Annotated in this window: 21 protein-coding genes; 18 read left to right on the forward strand and 3 right to left on the reverse strand. The window is 30.6% G+C overall.

The window, feature by feature from the left end:
- Positions 1-91 precede the first annotated feature (91 nt).
- The 5 genes from noc (at position 92) to GXK57_RS22805 (ending at position 4,483) form a co-directional block, all read left to right on the forward strand.
- Entirely contained in the window at positions 92-877 is a 786-nt protein-coding gene (gene noc / locus GXK57_RS22785) for a nucleoid occlusion protein (protein ID WP_160680315.1), read from the forward strand.
- Positions 878-1,671: 794 nt separating this feature from the next.
- Entirely contained in the window at positions 1,672-2,439 is a 768-nt protein-coding gene (locus GXK57_RS22790) for a ParA family protein (RefSeq protein WP_160680316.1), read from the forward strand.
- Between the two features lie 4 nt (positions 2,440-2,443).
- Positions 2,444-3,310: a ParB/RepB/Spo0J family partition protein gene (locus tag GXK57_RS22795; RefSeq protein WP_160680317.1), complete on the forward strand. Its 867-nt coding sequence runs from the start codon at positions 2,444-2,446 to the stop codon at positions 3,308-3,310.
- A 50-nt stretch (positions 3,311-3,360) separates the two neighbouring features.
- Positions 3,361-3,870, forward strand: a complete 510-nt coding sequence (locus GXK57_RS22800) for a DUF4446 family protein (RefSeq protein ID WP_160680318.1) — start codon at positions 3,361-3,363, stop codon at positions 3,868-3,870.
- 364 nt (positions 3,871-4,234) lie between these two features.
- A complete protein-coding gene (locus GXK57_RS22805) occupies positions 4,235-4,483 on the forward strand; it encodes a YkuS family protein (protein ID WP_128210867.1) in 249 nt (82 codons plus the stop codon).
- 4 nt (positions 4,484-4,487) lie between these two features.
- Here GXK57_RS22805 and yyaC read toward each other — a convergent pair whose 3' ends face one another.
- Genes yyaC through GXK57_RS22820 form a run of 3 tightly spaced genes read right to left on the reverse strand, consistent with a single transcriptional unit; the run spans position 4,488 to position 7,349 of the window.
- The gene (gene yyaC, locus GXK57_RS22810) at positions 4,488-5,084 is read right to left on the reverse strand and encodes a spore protease YyaC (RefSeq protein WP_160680319.1); all 597 of its coding nucleotides are present in this window, start codon (positions 5,082-5,084) and stop codon (positions 4,488-4,490) included.
- Positions 5,085-5,133: 49 nt separating this feature from the next.
- Positions 5,134-6,192 (reverse strand): sporulation integral membrane protein YtvI, encoded by a 1,059-nt coding sequence (gene ytvI / locus GXK57_RS22815; RefSeq protein ID WP_160680320.1) that lies wholly within the window; start codon positions 6,190-6,192, stop codon positions 5,134-5,136.
- A complete protein-coding gene (locus tag GXK57_RS22820) occupies positions 6,192-7,349 on the reverse strand; it encodes an aminotransferase class V-fold PLP-dependent enzyme (protein ID WP_160680321.1) in 1,158 nt (385 codons plus the stop codon). The genes ytvI and GXK57_RS22820 overlap by 1 nt, the downstream gene beginning before the upstream one ends.
- 583 nt (positions 7,350-7,932) lie before the next feature.
- Here GXK57_RS22820 and GXK57_RS22825 point away from each other — a divergent pair.
- The 13 genes from GXK57_RS22825 (at position 7,933) to lonC (ending at position 20,610) form a co-directional block, all read left to right on the forward strand.
- On the forward strand, positions 7,933-8,175 hold the full coding sequence (locus tag GXK57_RS22825; RefSeq protein WP_160680322.1) for a DUF3343 domain-containing protein: 243 nt from the start codon (positions 7,933-7,935) through the stop codon (positions 8,173-8,175).
- Positions 8,176-8,188: 13 nt separating this feature from the next.
- Positions 8,189-9,085, forward strand: a complete 897-nt coding sequence (locus tag GXK57_RS22830) for a mechanosensitive ion channel family protein (protein WP_160680323.1) — start codon at positions 8,189-8,191, stop codon at positions 9,083-9,085.
- Between the two features lie 40 nt (positions 9,086-9,125).
- Positions 9,126-9,320 carry a DUF951 domain-containing protein gene (locus GXK57_RS22835; protein ID WP_128210873.1) on the forward strand — a complete coding sequence of 65 codons (195 nt, stop codon included), beginning with the start codon at positions 9,126-9,128 and terminating at the stop codon, positions 9,318-9,320.
- A 108-nt stretch (positions 9,321-9,428) separates the two neighbouring features.
- Complete coding sequence (gene rpsF / locus GXK57_RS22840; protein ID WP_160680324.1) at positions 9,429-9,716, forward strand: 30S ribosomal protein S6; 288 nt, start codon at positions 9,429-9,431, stop codon at positions 9,714-9,716.
- Positions 9,717-9,731: 15 nt separating this feature from the next.
- Positions 9,732-10,181, forward strand: a complete 450-nt coding sequence (gene ssb / locus GXK57_RS22845; protein WP_160680325.1) for a single-stranded DNA-binding protein — start codon at positions 9,732-9,734, stop codon at positions 10,179-10,181.
- 52 nt (positions 10,182-10,233) lie between these two features.
- Complete coding sequence (gene rpsR / locus GXK57_RS22850; protein WP_202127775.1) at positions 10,234-10,470, forward strand: 30S ribosomal protein S18; 237 nt, start codon at positions 10,234-10,236, stop codon at positions 10,468-10,470.
- A gap of 340 nt (positions 10,471-10,810) precedes the next feature.
- On the forward strand, positions 10,811-12,631 hold the full coding sequence (locus GXK57_RS22855) for a GtrA family protein (protein ID WP_160680326.1): 1,821 nt from the start codon (positions 10,811-10,813) through the stop codon (positions 12,629-12,631).
- A complete protein-coding gene (locus GXK57_RS22860; protein WP_160680327.1) occupies positions 12,594-14,399 on the forward strand; it encodes an LTA synthase family protein in 1,806 nt (601 codons plus the stop codon). Before GXK57_RS22855 ends, GXK57_RS22860 begins: the two co-directional genes overlap by 38 nt.
- Before the next feature lie 526 nt (positions 14,400-14,925).
- Positions 14,926-15,243, forward strand: a complete 318-nt coding sequence (locus GXK57_RS22865) for a MazG-like family protein (RefSeq protein WP_128215879.1) — start codon at positions 14,926-14,928, stop codon at positions 15,241-15,243.
- Positions 15,244-15,258: 15 nt separating this feature from the next.
- Entirely contained in the window at positions 15,259-16,254 is a 996-nt protein-coding gene (locus GXK57_RS22870; protein WP_160680328.1) for a YybS family protein, read from the forward strand.
- A 33-nt stretch (positions 16,255-16,287) separates the two neighbouring features.
- On the forward strand, positions 16,288-18,246 hold the full coding sequence (locus GXK57_RS22875) for a DHH family phosphoesterase (RefSeq protein ID WP_243156494.1): 1,959 nt from the start codon (positions 16,288-16,290) through the stop codon (positions 18,244-18,246).
- Between the two features lies 1 nt (position 18,247).
- The gene (rplI, locus tag GXK57_RS22880) at positions 18,248-18,694 is read left to right on the forward strand and encodes a 50S ribosomal protein L9 (protein ID WP_128210880.1); all 447 of its coding nucleotides are present in this window, start codon (positions 18,248-18,250) and stop codon (positions 18,692-18,694) included.
- Positions 18,695-18,708: 14 nt separating this feature from the next.
- The gene (gene lonC, locus GXK57_RS22885) at positions 18,709-20,610 is read left to right on the forward strand and encodes a Lon family ATP-dependent protease (RefSeq protein WP_160680329.1); all 1,902 of its coding nucleotides are present in this window, start codon (positions 18,709-18,711) and stop codon (positions 20,608-20,610) included.
- The last annotated feature ends 117 nt before the right edge of the window (positions 20,611-20,727 follow it).

The raw sequence follows: 20,727 nt of genomic DNA on the forward strand, positions 1-20,727 counted from the left end.
TGTAAAAAGAAGGAAAATTCTATTTTATAAAGAATTTGTTAAATAATGGAATAAGATGTGTTTTAACTTTTTTCGTAAGGATGGATGGGAAATGCATAAAGAAATTGTTCATGTCAATATTGATAAAATAATTCCTAATACTTATCAACCAAGAAAATTTTTTAATGAAGAGGCTCTTGATGAACTATCTCAATCTATAAAAGAACATGGGATAATTCAACCACTTACTGTAAGGGTAAGAGGAGAGATATTTGAGCTAGTTGCAGGAGAGCGTAGATGGAGAGCAGCTAGACTTGCCAATCTAGAAGAGGTACCTTGTACCATTGTGGACATAACTGATTCTGAGTCAGCAGAGATTGCTTTACTGGAAAACCTACAAAGAGAAGACTTGAACTTTATGGAAGAGGCTGAAGCTTACTATAATCTAATTCAGGATCATCATTTTACACAGGAACAATTGGCAGAAAGATTAGGAAAAAAGCAATCTACAATAGCAAATAAATTAAGACTTCTTAAGCTAGGAGATGAAGTAAGAAATATTTGCATATCAAATAATTTAACTGAAAGACATGCAAGAGCATTACTTTCTTTACCTAACGAAGAATTGCAGTTGAAGGTTATTAATAAAGTTATAAAACAAGGTCTTAATGTAAAGAATACTGAAGACTTGATAAACAAAGAACTTTTAAAACTAGCTGGGGAAAGTCTATCTAAAGAAGGCAAGAAAAGAATAACAGGAGTTTTCTCAGCAAAGATTTATGTTAATTCTATAAAGCAAGTATTTGATAAGTTTAAGATACCAGCTGAATATAAGTCAAAAGACTGTGGTGAGTATGTTCAAATAACAGTTAATATACCTAAGAACGCGGCAAAGTAGATAGAAAGGTTACTCTAGTAGTAGCCTTTTTTTCGTCTAGAAAATTAATTTCTTTTGATCTAAGTTTAGTTATATCAAGTGGTTATAACAGCTATTTCGGATAAACACAAAAAGGCCCTTATTCGTCTTTAAGATCTTCCTCATATGGGACAGGAAAGGTAGATGGACAAAAAGTCATTGAAGAAGGTTGCTTCAGTCACCTTTCCTATATAAGAACCTGTAAGGTTTGCATTAGTTTAATAATATTGTTAAAATTAAGAGGTTAAGAAAGAGATACTATATGAGCTAGTAATTATACTTAAGCTATATTAATTAATTGCTCAAGTTATAATAAACTACTCATATTGGAATTTATCAAAATGACACTTTATAAATTCATATAAAGTGTCATTTTGTGTTTAAGGTTTAAAGTGGTTTATTGATCATTAAAGTATTGAATAACTTACTACTTAATTTCAATAGAATAGTTTAACAGAATTATTTTATATAAATAAAAAGGTAATATGAGAAAAACATTTATTATTCAACAGCGCTGTGATATTTTTTAAAGTAAAATAAATTGTTTTATACAGATATAAGTTTCCATGGAAAGTAATATAATAAAGCATGTTTATTATAAAAAAATAGTAAATAAGCTAAGAATGTAAGAATTCCAGAAAAAAGTATTAATTGTTTCACGTGAAACAGTAAAATTAATAATTAATCACTTTAAATATTTCATATATAAATATATAATATTTATATATGACGAAAGGAGGTGGATGACTCAAAGTTATTATAACTTGGAGTTGAATATGAAAAAGATATGTATATTTAACCAAAAAGGCGGAGTTGGAAAAACAACCACAAATATTAATTTGTGTTCGTATATATCAATGCTTGGATATAAGGTTTTAGCTATTGATATAGATCCACAGGGAAATACTACAAGCGGATTAGGAATTGATAAGAGAAAATTAGAAAAGTCTATGTATGATGTTATAACAAACGACATAGCATTAAGTGAGATAATTAAACAAAGCGAATTAGTATCTAATTTGTATATAGCTCCAGCGAAAATGGAACTAGCAGGTGCAGAAGTTGAAATAATTAATAAAGAGAAAAGAGAATTAATACTGCAGGAAAAGATTAAAGAAGTTGAAAATGATTTTGATTTTATTTTTATAGATTGTCCTCCTTCGTTAGGATTTCTAACTATAAATGCGCTAACATCATGTGATTCTGTTTTGATACCAATACAATGTGAGTTCTATGCACTAGAAGGTGTTGGACAACTTATCAATACGATACAATTAGTGAAAAAATCATTGAATAAGGATCTCGATATAGAGGGTGTTATAATGACCATGTATGATTCGAGAACAAATCTTAGTAATGAGGTTTATAAAGAAGTAGAAAAATATTTTAAAGATAAAGTATACAAAACTACAATACCGAGAAATATAAGATTAGCGGAAGCTCCTTCATTTGGTTTACCAATAATGCTTTATGATGAAAAGTGTAAAGGTGCAGAGGCTTATGAGCAATTAACTAATGAATTTATCGATCGTCAGAAGGGGTGATTAGGTGAGTAAGAAGTTTGGATTAGGAAAAGGATTAGGAGCTTTAATTCCTGAAGATGATAATGTAGACAATGATGAAGTCAACAATAAATCAACTACTATGATTCCGCTGAATAGTATAAAGGCTAATGATAAACAGCCAAGAAGATATTTTGACAATGATAAGATAAACGAACTATCTGAATCTATAAGAAATCATGGGATTATACAACCATTAATTTTAAAAAAAGAAAATGATAGTTATATTATAATTGCCGGTGAAAGAAGATGGAGAGCAGCGAAACAAGTTGCACTAAAGGAAGTGCCTGCAATCATAATGGATATAGATGATAAAGAAGTATTAGAGATATCCTTAATTGAGAATATACAAAGAGAAGATTTAAATGCAATAGAAGAAGCTCAAGCATATGAAAAGCTACTTGGAGAATTTTCGCTTACTCAAGAAAAGTTAAGTGAGAGAATTGGTAAGTCAAGAACAGCTATTTCAAACACAATAAGATTACTTAATTTAGATAAAAGAGTGCAGAGCTATATTATTGAAGGGATAATTAGTGAAGGGCACGGAAGAGCTATTTTAGCTGTTAGTGACAAAGACAAACAATATGAGTTTGCCCAAAAGGTTATTGATGAGAACTTATCTGTAAGAGACATAGAAAGAATAATAAAATCATACTTAAGTAATGATAAAGTTACCGATGATAAGAAAGAAGTTGAAATACAGAATCCATATTATAAAGATATACAAAATCAACTTCAAAACTTTTTCGGTACCAAGGTGAACATAAACTCTAAGAAAAACAAAGGAAAGATTGAAATTGAGTATTATTCAGAAGAAGATTTACAGAGAATAATTGAAATAATGAAGCCTTAAAATGTTCCACGTGAAACATTTATAATTTTATCTTAGAAAGGGACGTAAATATGGAGGATATAATTAGTATCATACAAAGTCTTATGCCATATATAGTAATAGCACTTGCAGCAATAGTTATACTGTTTTTTATATTAATTATTGTTCTTTTTAATTCATTAGGTAAGGTTGAAAAGAAGTATAGAAGAATGATGAGAGGCGTAAATAATAAGAATTTAGAAGAATTGGTTTCAAGTTACTTAGATAAAATAGATGAAGCTAATAAAAACTCACAAGCTGCATTAGATAATTGTGCTACTATAGAAGAAAAAATGAAGGGCTGTGTTCAAAAGATATCGATGGTAAGATATAAAGCATTTGAAGACGTAGGAAGTGATTTAAGCTTCTCAGTAGCTATATTAGATGACAACAATGATGGAGTTATTTTAACGGGTATCTATAGTAGAAATGATAGTACTACATATGCTAAACCAATTGATAAGGGAATATCAAGATATGACCTATCTGAAGAAGAAATTACTGTATTAAATCAGGCTATAAATAAAGTAAATATACATTAATTAATATCTTAATCCTAAGATCGGAATAATATTTCCACACCATTTTAATAACATTATTAAATGAAGGTTAATATAATAATTAAATATAAAAAGATGGCATATAAGTGATGCCATCTTTTTATATTTAAAAACATATAGCACTAAATCTACATTAATTATAAAGAAAAGGCTGTTTTTAATGATATTATTGAAATTAAGTGGTTATGGAGAATAGGTTATATGAGTGATGAAGTAGGATTAAATGATTTGTTTCAGATAGAAGGGCTTTAAAAATCACTAATGTAGAAAACATTAGCGACTTTTAGGTATACATAGAATAAAATACTTATATAAAGGTAAACTAGTATTCAAAGGAGGAATAAATATGAATTTATACGTCTCTGATGAATTAAAAAATATTAAAAATGGACTAGAAGAAAGAGGTTACAACATTGTATCTTGTAACGAGCAATATGATGCGATTATATGTAATCTAAAAGAGGAAGATATTTCACACCTGCCTTCGTGTAAAAGCTATAAATCAGAAGGTGTACTTATTATAGATAGTGGAAGTAAAGACATAGATGATATAGAAAATATATTAATAAATAGAGTATACTCAACTATAATTTGAAGTATTACTTGGAAAGTATACTCTCTATTTTCGCTTCAACAGGATTTTTCTTGAAACCTATAGATTTTAGAATACAATGATATATACCCCTAGATATAGCATCTGCAATAGTCATAACGGTATACAATCTAGTATTCTGAAGTACCATGAACTCTAAGTTACCTGAGATGTTTACAACACCTAATATGCTTATATCTCCTACAGGAGGAAGATTTTTATTTACAGCCATTCCAGGTAAAAGTGGCTTCTTTTCAATATAAATTTTACCTACGTTATCAATATCACCAAGACAAGCGTCTATAGCGATAATAAAGGGATTATTAAACTTGCATTGAATTTCATCTAAAACAGAACTAAGATTTTTCGCGTGTACCGGATCTTTAAGATTTCCATAAATATATACTTCACTTTGAATCATATATTTTAATTTTTCTCCAACTAAGGGGCCAAGAGCATCTCCAGTGGATCTATCAGTCCCTATACATATACATACAACAGGTCTTTTTTGCTTTAAAATAGGAGTAAGTTCATCATATAAATAATCTCTTATTAGAAATGGAGAACTAATATTTGTTGAGTCTGTTGTAAATCTTTTTGACATAAAGACACCTCCTCTAATGGAATTATTACCAATAGAGGAGGCGTTTATACTATAGCACATCAACTTTTCTAAAGATTTCATAGAATACTACTAGGAACATGCAAAATAACATTCCTATTATTCCACCTGCTTGTATTCCTATAAAGATTGCAGCAAGAACGGCTAATGGATTTAGCCCTAAGGAAGTAGACATAATCTTAGGTTCAATTATTTGCCTAACAAAAAAAACAATTGCATATAGTATTAATATTCCAAAACCAGTTACATAATTTTTTGATAAAACATTCATTATAGCTAATGGTATATATACCAATGGAATTCCTAGTACAGGAAGTAAATCTAACACAGCACATAAAATACTTAGGATTAAACTATACTTTACTCTAAATATGGTAAAACCAATAAAGGTAAAAATGAATGTTATAAATATTATTAACAGATAGGATAATATATAATTCTTTAACATTTTCCTTACATGATTTATTACTAGTAATATTTTTTCATTTCCAATTGGTATAAAACTTAATAAGGTTGAGGTTGTGGATATGGCTACCTTTTTAGTAAAGAAGTAAGTCGTAATAAGAGTGAATATTACAACCATACCAATATAAGGTACATAACTCAAGACTGTTAATATAGATTGAACTAAAGATGAGCCAGCTCCTATGGTTAGATTTATAATCCTAGTTGCTGAAGATGAAAGATTCTTCTGAACTGTATCAACTATACTAGGATCAATATTCAAGTGAGAAAGATAATCTTGTAAGGACATAAAATAGTTATATATATCTGATGAATTATTAGCTATAAGCTTTTGGAGATACCTTATAAGTCCTATTAATTCATTAACTATAGATGTCCATATGATTATGTTTAATGAGATAAAAAAACCAAAGAACACTAGAGTACTCAATAGAGATGCTAGCCAATCATTAAATTTTAATTTTTCGATCATAAGTCTTGTAGGATACCTTAGTAGTAAAGCTGATAAGATAGCTAATACAAAGGGAATAGTATATTTTAGTGTAGAAAAAAATAGGTAGAAAAATAAGGTGTAAATAATAAAGAATACACCTAGTCGTTCAATCCGTTGTTGCAATTTGTCCATCAATTACCTCCTATAATATTTATTAGTGCTTTAAATAGGATATCTACCTCATCTAAGCTATTAAAGTATCCAGGACTTAATCTAATAGTGCCTGTTGGATATGTTCCAATAGTTTTATGAGCTAGAGGTGCACAGTGTAAGCCAGTTCTTGTGATTACTCCATACTGGTTGTCTAATAAATAAGCAATTTCAGATGGATCTCTATTTATAACGTTAAAGGATATAACTGAAGTTCTTTTTTGATCTGTTGATTTATAGCCTAGCACATCAATTTCTTTAAAGTCAGAAAAAATATCTAAGATTTTATTAGTCAAGAGTCTTTCTTTTGAACTGATTGAAGATAGACCTTCTTTATTTATAAATTCTATACCGGCTTTGAGTCCAACTATGCCTGGCAAGTTAAGGGTTCCATATTCAAATTTATCCGGAAGATAATCTGGATGAATAAGAGAGCTCGACATGCTTCCGCTTCCTCCGGAAAATATCACAGATGCTATTTCATTCAGCTTATCATTTATTAAAAAACCGCCAATGCCTTGAGGTCCTAAGAGACTTTTGTGTCCAGTAAAAGCAAGAGCGTCACAGTTTAATTTTTTAAAGTCTACTAAGGTGCTACCAGCTGACTGAGCAGTATCCACGATAAAAAATAGGTTATTTTGTTTACACAGGTCTCCTATCTGTTCCAATGGTTGAATAGTGCCAACCACATTAGATGCATGAGATAAAACTACAAGCTTAGTATTAGGTCTTATTAGCTTTTCAACAGAGTGCACATCTATAAGACCCTCTGAATTGCATTGTACAATATCAAGCTCTATCTTTCCTTGATTTTTTAATAAGGTCAGCGGTCTCAAAACAGAATTATGTTCCATAGATGATGTTATAACATGCCAACCATCTTTTATGATACTAAGTAGAAGTATATTTAAAGAATGGGTTATGTTCTGTGTAAATATAACATTTTCTGTTTTATCAAAATTGAAGAAGTTACATAAAGCTTCTCTGCATTCATATACTAACTCACTGCTCTTAAGTGATGATGCAGATGCACCTCTTCCGGCATTGCCACCATTATTAATCATAAAGTCATAAACCGATTGGCTTACTGACAATGGTTTTGGAAAGCTAGTAGAAGCGTTATCTAAATAAATACTCATAAAAATCATCCTTTACTCTAAACAATTGTATGTTGAAGATGTTGCTTTATTTTATCAATGCTCATAATAATTATAATATTTGACATTAACTCATATGGTAATATATTGAAAATAAATTATATACTAAAATATTAATTGTAATAAAATGGAAAAATATTTGTATATAAATTAATTTATATATCTAAGTTTAACCATATATAATGAATAAAATATAAACTAAAAATGAGCACTTTTTATGAAATTGTATATATTTCTTAGATGAGTAGCTAGTAGATCCTAATATAATTCTAGACAATATATATATAATTAATGCAAATTAAGTAAGTGTATGAAAACTATTGTTAAGAATTAAGTTAATACTGTGATAAAATTAGTATTACACAGCTAGTAATCTTTAATAAAAATAAGGAAAACTAGTACTCAATTGGTTATAATATTTATTATAATTGATTGTAATATTAAATTCACTAATGAAAAGTCCACAGCTAAGTAATATTAGTGCATTAATATTAATATATTTTACTCTTTAGAGAATTATAATTATATATAATAGGAGGGAAAGGCTTATATAAAGCTAATTTTTATGAAAGAATACATAATGGTTTTTAAGAATACACATGATGCTATAGGTACAGAGAAGTTTATAAAAAACAAGGGATTAAATATAATGGTTATGCCTACACCAACATACATAACTCAGAGCTGTGGTATATGTATAAGATTTAACGATGAGGTTTTAAATAATATTGAAGAGAATTTTGATAAAGACATAAACTTCAAAAATATATATCTAATTGGCCAAACTGGATTGACAATTTATAAGTAATGGGGGATAGTAAATGGCAGAAATTAATAAGATTTTCTCTATAGATTTTGACAAGGAACAATTGATTATTGGAAGCATACCAATAAAGTTTCAAACTATTAATGATATCTTATGGAGATTATTTATTATCTTAGTTATAGTTTTTATTATGTATTTAGCTATAAGAATAGGTAATTCCATAATAGATAAGTTTGTTAAGAAGCAGATTGAAAGCGAACATAGATTTACCATGGATGAAAAAAAAGCTAGCACTATTGGTGAATTGCTTAAGAGTATACTAAGGTATACAGTATATTTCTTTGGTATAGTTGGCATACTGTCTGGATTGTTTAATGGAATATCTCTTACTTTTGCAAGTATAGGCGGAGTAGCTGTTGGATTTGGTGCTCAGAGCATCGTTAAAGACCTTATAAACGGTGTGTTTATATTATTTGAGGATCAATACGCTGTAAGTGATTATGTGACTATAGGGCAGTTTAGCGGCATTGTGGAGAGTATAGGAATAAGGACTACTAAGCTTAGAGATTTCTCCGGAGATATACACCTAATTCCTAATGGAAGTATAGTTACAGTTACTAACCATTCAAGAGGAAATATGAGGGTTATGATTGATATTGAAATAGACTATGAAGAAAATGTAGATAAAGCAATTGATTTAATAAATAGAGTTTGTGATAGTTACTCAGAGGATAATAATGATATAATTGATAAGCCTCAAGTAGTAGGGGTGACCTCCTTTAGTCAAACTGGAATAGTCATAAGGTTATCAGGATCGGCAAAGCCTATGATGCAATGGGCTATTGAGAGGGACTTGAGGAAGAAGATTAAAGTTGAGTTTGATAAATATCAAATAAGGATTCCACATGTGACCCCTCAAGCTACTACTATCAATAAAAACAAAGAAGCATAGTATTATACATTAATGATAGATATATGGAGGAAATATATATATGCAGGTATTTAATTTAGGAGATATTGTTGAGATGAGGAAACAGCATCCTTGTGGAAGTTACGAATGGGAGATCATAAGGCTAGGAGCTGACATAAAGATAAAGTGTGTAGGGTGCGAAAGAATAGTTATGCTTTCGAGACAAAAGTTTCAAAAAGGAATAAAGAAAATAGTTAAGTCAAATGAAATATCTTAAGACAGAATATAAAACTTGCATAATTTGATTTAAAATGATATAATAACTCATTGTGGATCCCTGCAATGCGATGCATTGCCGCTAGTCCAAAGGGAGGAGGTGAATGTGATGAGAAAGTACGAAACTATATTTATATTACATCCAACACTTGAAGAAGAGGTTGTTAAGTCTTCAATCGAAAAATTTAAAGGTGTAATCGAAAATGGTGGAGGAACTATAGATAACGTTGATTTTTGGGGTAAGAGAAAGCTTGCTTACGAAATATCAAAGGTTAATGATGGTTACTACACTTTAATAAACTTTACTGCTGGTCCAGAATTACCAAGAGAGTTAGACAGAATATTCAGAATTACTGATGGCGTATTAAGACACATAATAGTAAAGGAAGAAAAGTAAGAGGTGGTATAAGAAATGAATAGAGTTATTCTTATAGGTAGACTTACAAAAGATCCTGAACTAAGATTTACTCCAGGAGCAGGAACTGCGGTTACTACTCTTACTCTTGCCGTTGACAAGTTTAATCGTCAATCAGGTCAAAGAGAAGCAGACTTCATATCAGTAGTGGTATGGGGAAAGCAAGCTGAATCTACAGCTAATTACATGAGTAAAGGTAGCCAAATGGCTATAAGCGGTAGAATTCAAACTAGAACTTATGACGCCAAAGATGGTTCAAAAAGATATGTCACTGAAGTAGTGGCTGATGAGGTTCAATTCCTTGGAAAAGGAGCTGGAAACTCACAAGCTGGAAATAACAGTTTTGGTGGCGGTTCTGAATATGGAGCTCCGTCAAATGATCCATTTGGTGGTATGAGCTTTGATGAGGATATGACTCCTGTAGATGATGGAGATATCCCATTCTAATTCTAAAAGGTAAGGAGGGAAAAAAGTGAGCAGAGATAATAACAACGGTGGAATGAAGAGAAACGGCGGCAAAATGAGAAGATCTAAGAGAAAGGTTTGCGCATTTTGTGTTGAAAAAGCTACTTCTATCGATTACAAAGATATAAATAAGCTAAGAAAGTATGTTACTGAAAGAGGAAAGATACTTCCAAGAAGAATTTCAGGAACATGCGCTAAGCATCAAAGACAATTAACAGATGCTATAAAGAGATCAAGAAACATAGCATTATTACCATTCACTACAGAATAAGTAGTCAAATCCCACAATTTATATTGTGGGATTTTAATTTTGCTACAAAAGAGGTCTTAAAAGGAAAAAACTTTATTTAATGGAATTAAGATTACAAATAATCAAGTATATTAAAGAGACTTTCGTTTTGAAATGTTAAATATTAATTTATCTAGGTTATGAATTAATACTTAATATTTTAAGTAATGAGATATATAGGTAATAAATTGAATAACTTAAACAAATGTGTTAAAAATATATTACAATAAGATTAAAAAAACTTAAAAATGTAAACAAGTGTTCAAATATGTGATAATATTATATACATCTGTAAAATAATATAACATGAGGTATATAATTGATGAATAGTAACAAATTTAATAATTTTGTATTATATGTTCTTAGGGTGTTGTTTTTTACAATACTAGTAGTATCATCTGTAGAACTTGCGATGTATATGACGAAGGACATGTTCTTATTCACCATAATAGCTATTTTTCTAATAATAGGTATTGGAATAACGCTTTACTATATGATTAAAAAACAGTGCAGCAGTAAAAATGTTTTGTTATTTTTATTAACTGTAGGTTTTTTATTGAGATTGGTATGGGTGCTTTCCATAGACAATAGACCTATTTCTGATTTTAATAGAGCATATATAGTTGCTGGAGATTTCCTAAATGGAGATTTATCTGGATTTAGAGGTACAAGCTATATAGCTAGATTTCCACATCTAACAGGCTTAGTATTATATTTTGCTTTTATAAGAAAATTCTTTTCATATCCACTAATAGTTTTAAAAATAATTAATGTTATTTTATCCTCTTCAAATATATTAATTGTATATGGAACATGTAGGAAGATATTTAAGGATAATGTTAAGAAAGCTTATTATGGAGCTTTTATAACTGCTTTATACCCTCCGCTATTAATCTATACAGGGGTATACTGCACAGAAAACCTGGCTATACCTTTCTATTTATTGAGTGTGTATTTATTTATATCAGGACTTAGTAAAAGTAAGAAGTATATGGTTGCAGCGGGATTTATATTGATGATGGGACACCTATTTAGGGCTGTTGGACAAGTCATGCTTATAGCTTATCTTATGACTTTATTTATTTATAGTAAGGATAGTTTAGTAATAAAGGTGAAGAAAAGCATTTGCATACTATTGGCATTTATAATTCCTTTTGTAGGAATAAACAGTACACTAAAGGCTGTTGGGATAACCCAGTTTGATCTATGGAAGGGCAGTGAAAGTGCGTGGACATCAGTTTTGAAGGGCACTAATCAGAATAGTTGGGGAAGATGGAATCATGAAGATGCGGTGATGTTTGATAAGTATGAAAACGATAATGAAGCTTTAGCAAGAGCTTGCAAGGAAGAGATTAAAAAGAGGCTTACAAACACTCCTGTAAGTAGATTGGTAGTTTTCTATCTTAGAAAGTTTTCCTTCCAATGGAGAGAAGGGGATTTCAGTGCTTCTTATTGGGCTGTTAGAGGTACAGATCCAGATAAGATGGTAGTAAACGTAGAGGATAGAGGAGCTTTATCATTCCAATTATTCTATGTAATACTTCTTATATTAAGCTATCTAAGCTTATATAATAAGAAGGGTGTTTTAAAGAATCCTTTAGTAATGATGTTTTATATAATTTTCTGTGGCTATTCAATGTTATACCTTATAACTGAATCACAGGATAGATATTCTTTTATAGCCTGCTGGCTTATGATATTTATGGCTTTAAATAACTCGGAAGAAACTATTAACATAAAAGATAGACGAGAGGATATATCTATAGGAGTAGCAAATGTAATTGTTCCTACAATTTGCTATTATTCGTTGACTGCCTTTAAAGTGAATTATGTTATTAGTATATTTATAGGCTATATAATAGCGGCAATAATAACTTTCATACTTTATAGAAAAGATATATTCAAGAACAAGGTTAATTTTGGGGTTTTGATAAAGCTTTCTATAAGCTCTATTTTTTCTATAGTAGCAGGAATACTAGTTGTATATGTAGTTGTATACAATGGTATTGCAAGTAAAAAGGCTGCGCCTATACCGATCATTATATTAGCGGCATTAATAAACTATCTAGTGCAGCAATTCTGGATGAAAAGGAGAGAAGAAAAGCATGAAAAGCAGGTTGATAAACCTAAAGAATTGGTTTAGAGAGTTAAATATAATATCAATAATTATAAAAACCATATTATTTACATCTTTATTTTATTCCCAGGATGCATCTAGCATAGGTGGCTTTAATCGTGACTACATAATACTTATTTACAAGATATGCATCATAACCTTACTGATTTCTATATCATACGTTATGAAAGAAAGAAAAGCAGTTGTTTACTGCTTTTCTTTAAATATAATATATACATTAATTATGATATTGGACTTATGGTATTATAGGGGAAACTTCTCTTTTTGGGGAATAAGGTTTATATTTTATAAGGATCTATTTAACCCATATGGCAGTGCCTTAATAAACTTTAAACCTATAGACTTAATATTCATTGTTGATATTGTTATATTTATAGTAATGTTCCTATTGAGAGGAAGTTCTTCAAATATACAAAGCAGAAAGAAAGTTTTTTTGGGAATGTTACTAGTGAGTCTTTTATCAATCATTACTATAGAGTATTTGGTTGATGTAAAAGATATAACCAATGGGGATATAAAGCTTTTTAAGAGGCAATGGTCCTATAAGATTAATATGATGAGTTTAGGGCCTGTAGGCTACCATGTTTTTGAAGCTTATGACACTATTAATAAGTTAGAAAGAAAAAAAGATGATAAAGAAATTAATCAAGTTAAGCAATGGATAAAGGATAATAAGGAGAGTCTACCAGACAATGATTATAAGGGAATATTTAAGGGCAAAAATATTATTTTCCTTCAGATCGAGTCTATGGAAAACTTTGTTGTTAACAAAAAAGCTGGTGGACAGGAGATTACTCCTAATTTAAATAAGATGCTTAATAATAGTTTGTATTTTGATAATATTTTTGAGCAAAATAATGGAGGCAATAGTATAGATTGCGATATGCTTGTAAATACATCTGTATTCACCTTAGGAGATAGAATTACCTTTTTAGATGAAGGACAAGTAAACTACTACTCTTTACCAAGGCTTTTAAAGAAAAACGGATATTATACAGTTTCTGCGAAGGTGGATCAAGGTGGAGATTGGAACTGGGGAGAGACACACAAGCTTTTAGGTTTTGATCAGAAATGGGATTATACAAAATTCAAACATGATGAGTATGTTGGATTTGGATTGTCGGATAAAACCTTTTTAACTCAGCTTTCTGATAAGATAAAGTCATTACCTAAACCATTCTATCTCATGGCTGCTACAGAGTCTAGTCATGGACCTTTTAATATTGATAAGGATCATAGATATTTGAGTTTGCCTGAAAACATAGATAAAAACTTTTTGGGTGGATATTTTCAGAGCCTTAATTATTCAGATAAACAAATAGGTATGTTTGTAGATAAGTTACAAAACGAAGGGCTACTAGACAACACTGTACTTGTTATTTATGGAGATCATTGTGGTGTTCATAAGTACTATAATGATAAGATAAAGGACTTAAATTACGATGGTAACTGGTGGCAGGGATATGATAGAAGAATTCCTCTTATAATCTATTCCAAAGGCATGTCAGGAAATGTAATACATTCTTATGGGGGACAGGTTGATTTTATGCCAACAATATCATACCTTATAGGAAATGAAGATAAATCCTATATGGATTATGCAATGGGCAGAGTACTGGTTAACACTAATAGAAATTCAACTATTGTTAAGACTGGTGATATAAAAGGAACGCCATCAAATGATGCAGAAAAGAAGCATGTAGAAGATAGCTACTCCATAGGTAGAAAATATATATTGAATGAATATTATAAGAGTCAGAGTAAAGTTAAGTAGGAGAATTTGAGAATATAAAATTTAGTATGAATTACTATTCCTTTTCAGTGGAATAGATATTGAAGTTCTACAGTCTTGAAAAATACTAGAAATAGTTTTAACTATTAAGTGTAGCTTTATTGATTTATATATTTTACTTTGAACTGGTATATGTAAATAGGGTTAACGTATGGAAACTAAATTTATACTTGTTTCATAATCATGGCTTATGATGATTACTAGGCAAGTATAAATTAAAAGTTGATCTGGGAAACATATAGAAAGCATTTATAGAAAGGAATTAATATTCCTAATATGAATGCTTTTTCTTTATATAATAAATACTTATGCAGTTAAAGAATTTATAAGATATAATAAAAGTAGGAAATGTAGTATTATTAATGAAGTAAATTAACGTATTTAGTTGAAATATAAAAATAATTTAGAAAATAGCATATAAATAAAGTATTTTAGATATATTTGGTTGAAATACCATCGGAAAAAAACTAAAATATATAATATATTAAAGGGATATGAGGTTGATATGATGAAAAAGGATAATTTCAATATTATGTCTGATATAAAAATTATAGAAGATCTAAAAGCTCAGCTCTTAGGAGTAATAGCTGAATTCTTTAGATTATTGACTAAAGGAAGCAATGTGGCACATGATGCTATATTGGAGTGTATTTCCGGGGCAATAATAATTTTGTATCTACTAGCAGATAAATTAGGCTATTCTTTTATCGAAGTAGATGAGGATATGAAGAAAAAAATAAAAATTGGCATCGTAGAGGGGGATAATATAGAACGGGATGGTAAAAATTTAAGTAGGCTGCATAGTCATCTTAAAGAAAGAACCTAACATTTGGAGGAAAAGATGAATAATAATAAACATACTGCAAGATCTACGGTAGAAGCTGGACTAATGTCTGTATTAGTATTTATATTGTTTCTAATTACAGCATACATTCCTGGTATAGGATCTCTAGGAAGCTTCATACTTCCAATACCTATAGCTTTACTGTATATAAGACATAACAGAGTTGTTGCTATATTGTGTATAGTAGTAAGTACTATATTGATAAGCATGTTTGTTGATCCTATGAGTGCTATATCATCAGTAGCGGTTTATGGCCTATCAGGATTAGCATTAGGATTCTCTGTGTCTAGGGGATTTAAAGCTACCTTTACTATGGTAATAACAAGTATAACTAACTTAATAGGATATCTTATAAGTTGGTATATAACCATATATGTTATTATGAATATAAATTTGACAAAGATGATTCAACAAATTATAGATCTTTTTAAGCAAAGTGCTGAGATGTCTAAGAGTATGGGAGTGAACTCTGCTAATAATCCATTATATGATCAGATTAAAAACTTAGATGTAAACTTCTTTCTGTTTATCATTCCTGGTACTGTTATAATGGTAGCTATAATTACGGCGATATTAAACTATATAGTAGCGCAGAAGCTTCTAAAGAACTTCAATATTAAACTTAGTCCAATAAGAGGCTTTAAAGAGTGGTATTTGGATAATAGAGTTGGAGCATTAATAATTGTTTTTGTTTGTATTGGAATAGTATTGCAATCTAAAAAAATATACATAGGCAATTATATCTATTCAAGTTCTATGTATATATTTAATTATGCCTTCGTTATAGTGGGGGCCGCTGTGACTTTTTACTATCTAACTGAGAAGTTTAATGTGAAAAAGGCGCTGGCTGGTGTTATATGTGGTTTCTTTGTTATTTCAGGATTTCAAGTCTTCCTCCTTTATGTTGGCTTAATAGACTTATTGATTGATATTAGAGGATTGGACCCAAATAGTCTTGGAAATGCCTTGAGGAGAAAGTTTTTTAATAAATAGCCTTGAGAGTAGCTTTAAGGGGGAGCCCATAGTATGAAAAATTCTAAGACAAAAAAATCGACTTATATGATTATAATAATTATTTGTATAATAATATCATTGATTATGTTATTTCAGGGATATAAAGATATTGCATATCTAATATTATTGATACCTATAGCTATTATAGTTTACCTATATGATACTGAAAAAAATAGCAATGATGAAAATACAAAGCCTAAAAACATAGATATAACTTATTTAATTGAAGACTTTGTAAGGGAAACTATGCTGATTCAGATATATGCTCTAGCTATAATAAAAGAAGATGGAGAACTGATCTGGCATAATAAGATGTTTGAGGATACCTTTGAATCCATTAACTATAACGGTGAACTAATATCCTCAATAGTTAGAGGGTTAGAAGTAGAAGAGGTAATAAGGTCTTCAAGTAAGATATCTCATAAATTAAAGTTAAATAAGAGGATTTATGAGGTTTATTCGAGAAATATAAAAATAAGAGATTTTGATGATATACATTTAGTTTATTTTAATGATATAACTAACATAACAGAAGCTACAAAAGAAAGTATAATGCTTATAGAAGTTGATAATCTCAGCGAAGTGGTAAAAATGACAGAAGAAAACAATGGTCCATTCCTTATCGCAGAAGTTGAGAAAACTATTAACTTATATGCACAAGCTTTGAATGCAATGATAAGAAAGTATGATAACAATAAATATGTGCTTTCTGTTCCTGATTATGGTATAGACTCTCAAATCTCAACTAAATTTGATATACTAGATAAGGTTAGAGAAATAAACTTAGGCAATAAGATGGAAGTTACCCTAAGCATAGGAGTTGGAAGAGGTGGAAGTTCTCCGTCTCAAAACCATGGCTATGCAATTACTGCTAAAGAACTGGCTCTTGGAAGAGGCGGTGATCAGGCGGTAGTGAAAAAAGGAGAAAAGATATTCTTCTTTGGTGGTAACAAGAAAGAGCTTGAGAAAAGAACAAGAGTAAGAGCTAGAGTTGTTAGTCATGCACTTAAAGACTTGATATACGAGAGCAGTAAGGTATATATAATGGGGCATAAGAACCCGGATATGGATTGCTTTGGTGCAGCAGTAGGTATAGCAGCGGTTGTAAGGCAGCTAGGAAAGCAGTGCAATATAGTACTTAACAATGATACTAGAGCTATAGATGGCTTTTTAGATAAAATAAAATTGATTAAAGAGTATGAAGGTGTGTTCATAGATTCGGAAGAAGCTGCTGAAAATATAGATGATGATACTTTACTTATAATAGTTGATGTCCATAGTAATGGATATGTTTTAGATAAGAATGTATTTGAGAAAAGTAAAAAGATTGTTATAATTGATCATCATAGAAGAAGTCCTGACTTTATAGAGGGGGCGCTGCTAACCTATATAGAGGTATATGCTTCATCTACATCAGAACTTGTAACTGAAATGGTTCAGTATATGCTGGATAAACCAAAGCTATATCAGCTTGAATCTGAATCACTTCTTGCTGGAATAGCTATGGATACGAAAAACTTTGTGTTTAAAACAGGTGTAAGAACCTTTGAAGCTGCCTCGTTCTTGAGAAGGGTTGGGGCAGACACAGTAGATATAAAAAGATTCTTTAGTAATGATCTAGAAAGTCATATACAAAAAGCAGAAACTATAAGATCTGCTGAGGTGGTAAATAATATAGCTATTGCCGTATGTCCACCAAATGTAACACAAACTGTCATAGCTGCACAGGTTGCGGATGATCTACTAAATATTACAGGTATTCAAGCCTCCTTTGTTTTTGTTAAAATAGATAGAGACATTCACATAAGCGGAAGATCCTTAGGTGAAGTCAATGTCCAAATTATTTTAGAATCCCTTGGAGGCGGTGGTCATATGACTATGGCAGGAGCTAAACTAACAGATGTAGCTATAGAAGACGCTAAAAACCTATTACAGAAAGCTATATCAGAAAATTTAAGGGAAGGTGAATAGAATGAAAGTTATTTTATTACAAGATGTTAAGAAGTTAGGTAAGAAGGGTGATGTTATAGAGGCATCAGATGGATATGCTAGAAATTATTTATTTCCTAGGAATCTAGCAGAACAAGCAAATGATTCAAATCTACATGTATTAAATGCTAAAAAAGAAACTGAGAGAAGAAAAAAACTAGCTGAGATAGAGGAAGCTCAAAAGTTAGCAGATGAGCTTAAAAATAAAGAAATAAAAATAGTAGCAAAAACAGGTGATAGTGGTAGATTATTTGGAGCTATAACTAGTAAAGACGTAGCTGAGCTTATAAAGAAACAATACAATGTGACAATCGATAAGAAAAAGATTGTAATGGATACATTGAAGCTAGCAGGATCTTATGATATAGAAGTTAAGTTGTATCCAGAAGTTAGCACTAAGATGAAGGTTGTTATTGCTCCACAAGAATAAGGAGGAGTCATAGTTTGAAATCACAAAATAATATAGATGTTTTAGAAGATATTTTTAAAAGTGGAATGACTTTAGATTCTCAAGTCAGTGTACTTTTTGAGGTTGCTAAAAATGTCCTTGATGAAGGTGCTGTTAGAGCTAGAACTGTAAGACATAAGTTAAATAAGTATGTTAAGTCTAATAATGTTTATGAAAGACTATACGCACTTAATAAAATAGTTTCAGATGGTAAAGGCTTAAAGGCTGTACCATCTGAAGCTAATCTTCATGAAGCCTTGGAAGATACTTATGGTTGGTTATCAGAAGAGCTAGCAAGAAAGTATATACAAAATAGGATCGAGGAGCAAGTCCAAGATGCTATAATGGAAAAGCAAGATAAATATATAGATGAAATGAAGCTAGGAATAATCAGAAAGCAAAAGGGTCCTGAAAATGCAAAGACCTTAAAAAAATATGCTCAGTTTGAAATGTTAGATGCTAAGGTTCCTAATAAAAACATAATGAGTTTAGTTAGACCTTCTTCTTTTGAAGAGGTTATAGGACAGGAAAGAGCTATAAAATCACTAATTTCTAAGTTAGCATCACCATATCCTCAACACATAATTCTATATGGACCTCCAGGTGTAGGTAAAACTACTGCTGCTAGATTAGCTCTAGAAGAAGCTAAGAAGCTTAGTTTTACACCATTCAATGATAAGTCTAATTTCATAGAAGTTGATGGTACAACCTTAAGATGGGATCCTAGAGAAATAACTAATCCTTTGCTTGGATCAGTTCATGACCCAATATATCAAGGAAGCAAAAGAGACTTAGCTGAGGTTGGTGTTCCAGAACCAAAACCAGGTTTAGTTACTGATGCACACGGTGGAGTATTGTTCATCGACGAAATAGGAGAACTAGATGATATACTTCAGAATAAGCTTTTGAAGGTACTAGAAGATAAGAGAGTAGAGTTCTCTTCTTCATACTATGATCCTGATGATGAAAACACACCAAAGTATATAAAGTACTTGTTTGAGAATGGAGCTCCAGCAGATTTTGTTCTTATTGGTGCAACTACAAGAGATCCAGGTGAGATTAATCCTGCACTTAGATCAAGATGTACAGAGGTATATTTTGAACCTCTTACTGTAACTGATATAAAGAAGATAATATTAGATGCTGCTGAAAAGCTTCAGGTTGAGCTTGAAGCTGGAGTAGAGGAATTAATATCAAGATATACTATAGAAGGTAGAAAAGCTGTAAACATACTTGCAGACGCTTATGGATATGCATTGTACAACTTCAAGGATAATGTACCTGAGAGAGTAACTGTTTCACTGAAAGATGTGGAAGAGGTAATCTCAATAGGTAGATACATACCTTATGAAAGAGTAGACAATCAATTAAAAGCAGAAGTAGGTCATATTTATGGACTAGGGGTTTCTGGATTCCTAGGCTCAACTTTAGAAATAGAAGCCACTGTTTTTGAAGCTAAGGATAAAGGAGCTGGACAGGTTAGATTTAACGAAACTGCTGGTTCAATGGCTAAGGATTCAGTATTTAATGCAGCTTCTGTAATAAGAAAGCTAACTGATAAAGACATTAAAGATTATGACATACATGTTAATGTAATTGGTGGAGGAAACATTGATGGACCTTCAGCAGGTGCAGCTATAACAGTATGTATAATAAGTGCTCTTTTAAATAAGCCTATTAGACAAGATGTAGCCGTTACTGGAGAAATATCTCTTAGAGGAAAGGTAAAGCCTGTAGGAGGAATCTTTGAAAAGGTATATGGAGCTAGAAGAAAAGGTATTAAGCTAGTTGTAGTTCCTAAGGATAATGAAAAAGAAGTTCCTATGGGATTAACTGATATAGAGGTTAAAGCTGTAGAAACTATTGAATCACTTATGGAAATAGTGTTTGAAGCATAAGAAGCCAAGAGGCTGTCCATAATGTATATAAGAATGCATTATGGTCAGCCTCATTTTAGTTTATGAAAACAGGTTTTTGTTTTTTTCATAAATCTATTGATTAATTATAAAAAAGAT

The sequence above is a fragment of the Clostridium sp. C8-1-8 genome, assembly GCF_009928445.1.
Lineage (GTDB): Bacteria > Bacillota > Clostridia > Clostridiales > Clostridiaceae > Clostridium_AR.

Bases quoted from the DNA above. Each gene is read 5' to 3' on its own strand.
- noc (WP_160680315.1), top strand. From the start codon at position 92: ATGCATAAAGAAATTGTTCATGTCAATATTGATAAAATAATTCCTAAT.
- GXK57_RS22790 (WP_160680316.1), top strand. From the start codon at position 1,672: ATGAAAAAGATATGTATATTTAACCAAAAAGGCGGAGTTGGAAAAACA.
- GXK57_RS22800 (WP_160680318.1), top strand. From the start codon at position 3,361: ATGGAGGATATAATTAGTATCATACAAAGTCTTATGCCATATATAGTA.
- GXK57_RS22805 (WP_128210867.1), top strand. From the start codon at position 4,235: ATGAATTTATACGTCTCTGATGAATTAAAAAATATTAAAAATGGACTA.
- yyaC (WP_160680319.1), bottom strand. From the start codon at position 5,084: ATGTCAAAAAGATTTACAACAGACTCAACAAATATTAGTTCTCCATTT.
- ytvI (WP_160680320.1), bottom strand. From the start codon at position 6,192: ATGGACAAATTGCAACAACGGATTGAACGACTAGGTGTATTCTTTATT.
- GXK57_RS22820 (WP_160680321.1), bottom strand. From the start codon at position 7,349: ATGAGTATTTATTTAGATAACGCTTCTACTAGCTTTCCAAAACCATTG.
- GXK57_RS22825 (WP_160680322.1), top strand. From the start codon at position 7,933: ATGAAAGAATACATAATGGTTTTTAAGAATACACATGATGCTATAGGT.
- GXK57_RS22830 (WP_160680323.1), top strand. From the start codon at position 8,189: ATGGCAGAAATTAATAAGATTTTCTCTATAGATTTTGACAAGGAACAA.
- GXK57_RS22835 (WP_128210873.1), top strand. From the start codon at position 9,126: ATGCAGGTATTTAATTTAGGAGATATTGTTGAGATGAGGAAACAGCAT.
- rpsF (WP_160680324.1), top strand. From the start codon at position 9,429: ATGAGAAAGTACGAAACTATATTTATATTACATCCAACACTTGAAGAA.
- ssb (WP_160680325.1), top strand. From the start codon at position 9,732: ATGAATAGAGTTATTCTTATAGGTAGACTTACAAAAGATCCTGAACTA.
- rpsR (WP_202127775.1), top strand. From the start codon at position 10,234: ATGAAGAGAAACGGCGGCAAAATGAGAAGATCTAAGAGAAAGGTTTGC.
- GXK57_RS22855 (WP_160680326.1), top strand. From the start codon at position 10,811: ATGAATAGTAACAAATTTAATAATTTTGTATTATATGTTCTTAGGGTG.
- GXK57_RS22860 (WP_160680327.1), top strand. From the start codon at position 12,594: ATGAAAAGCAGGTTGATAAACCTAAAGAATTGGTTTAGAGAGTTAAAT.
- GXK57_RS22865 (WP_128215879.1), top strand. From the start codon at position 14,926: ATGAAAAAGGATAATTTCAATATTATGTCTGATATAAAAATTATAGAA.
- GXK57_RS22870 (WP_160680328.1), top strand. From the start codon at position 15,259: ATGAATAATAATAAACATACTGCAAGATCTACGGTAGAAGCTGGACTA.
- GXK57_RS22875 (WP_243156494.1), top strand. From the start codon at position 16,288: ATGAAAAATTCTAAGACAAAAAAATCGACTTATATGATTATAATAATT.
- rplI (WP_128210880.1), top strand. From the start codon at position 18,248: ATGAAAGTTATTTTATTACAAGATGTTAAGAAGTTAGGTAAGAAGGGT.